The organism is Paraburkholderia sp. RCC_158, assembly GCF_041355255.1.
GTDB lineage: Bacteria > Pseudomonadota > Gammaproteobacteria > Burkholderiales > Burkholderiaceae > Paraburkholderia > Paraburkholderia graminis.
The window spans coordinates 1-1,054 of the sequence record NZ_JBFUPM010000077.1 but is presented as its reverse complement, the minus strand read 5'-3'; the positions used below and the strand labels follow the sequence as shown (position 1 = coordinate 1,054).

Genomic DNA, 1,054 nt, shown 5'->3' with positions numbered 1-1,054 from the left:
CTGGTTTGCCCGGGAGACGGGAGCCGTATCGCCGAAGGATACGGATTCATGAGAGCGAACCGGGCCCGCTGGCCCATCGCCACGATGGCGCGGCTGCTCAGGGTGTCCACGAGCGGCTATTACGCGTGGCTGGTACGGGAGCCTTCGGCACACGCATGCGGTGACGCACAGTTGCTCGCGCGCATCCGTACGCTGCATGCGAGCTCACGGGGCACATACGGTGCACCACGTATTCATGTACAGCTGGCACGCGAAGGCATGCACGTGGGACGCAAGCGGGTGGCGCGCCTGATGCGCATGGCTGGCCTGCGTGGCGCGAGCCGGCGGCGCTGGCCCCACACCACGCGGCAACGCGCAGGGACACGCCGTGCCCCCGACCTGGTGCGCCGGCACTTCAACGCCGACGCCCGCGATGTGCTGTGGGTAGCAGACGCCACCTACGTGCCGACCGCTGAAGGGTTCCTGTATCTGGCGGTGGTGCTCGATGTATTCAGCCGCCGCGTCGTCGGCTGGGCAATGTCAAACCATCTGTACACCGAACTGATGCTGCGTGCACTGGACATGGCGTTGCAGCAGCGGTGCCATGAGGGAGTCATTCTGCATTCGGACCAGGGCTGTCAATACACGTCCATTGCCTTCGGCAGGCGTTGCCGCGAGGCTGGCGTGCAGCCGTCAATGGGGACGACCGGCGACGCCTATGACAACGCCATGTGCGAATCATTCTTCGGCACGCTCGAGACAGAACTGCTGATGCGAGAACACTTCGCGACCCACGAGCAGGCCCGCGCACGCATCTTCTGGTTTCTGGAAGGCTGGTACAACATACGCCGCCTGCATAGCAGTATCGGCTATTGTTCGCCGCTCGAATTCGAAAACATGCATTCGCAGGATCAAATGTCATCGCCGCGCGGGTTGCCCACCGCCGGGCAGCGTCATGGTCGTGACAGGCGACCCGCCGCCCGGCCGTGGACAACCCGCGACTCAACACTCCCGGGAGGTTCAACATCACACTAAATCCAACTGCAAATCTGTCCGTTGAACCGGGTCAATCTCA

Annotated in this window: 1 pseudogene; it reads left to right on the top strand. The window is 63.5% G+C overall.

Annotated elements, in window-relative coordinates:
- Positions 1–882 (top strand): annotated as a pseudogene (locus tag AB6809_RS36195) (IS3 family transposase); the annotation flags it as partial.
- Between the last annotated feature and the right edge of the window lie 172 nt (positions 883–1,054).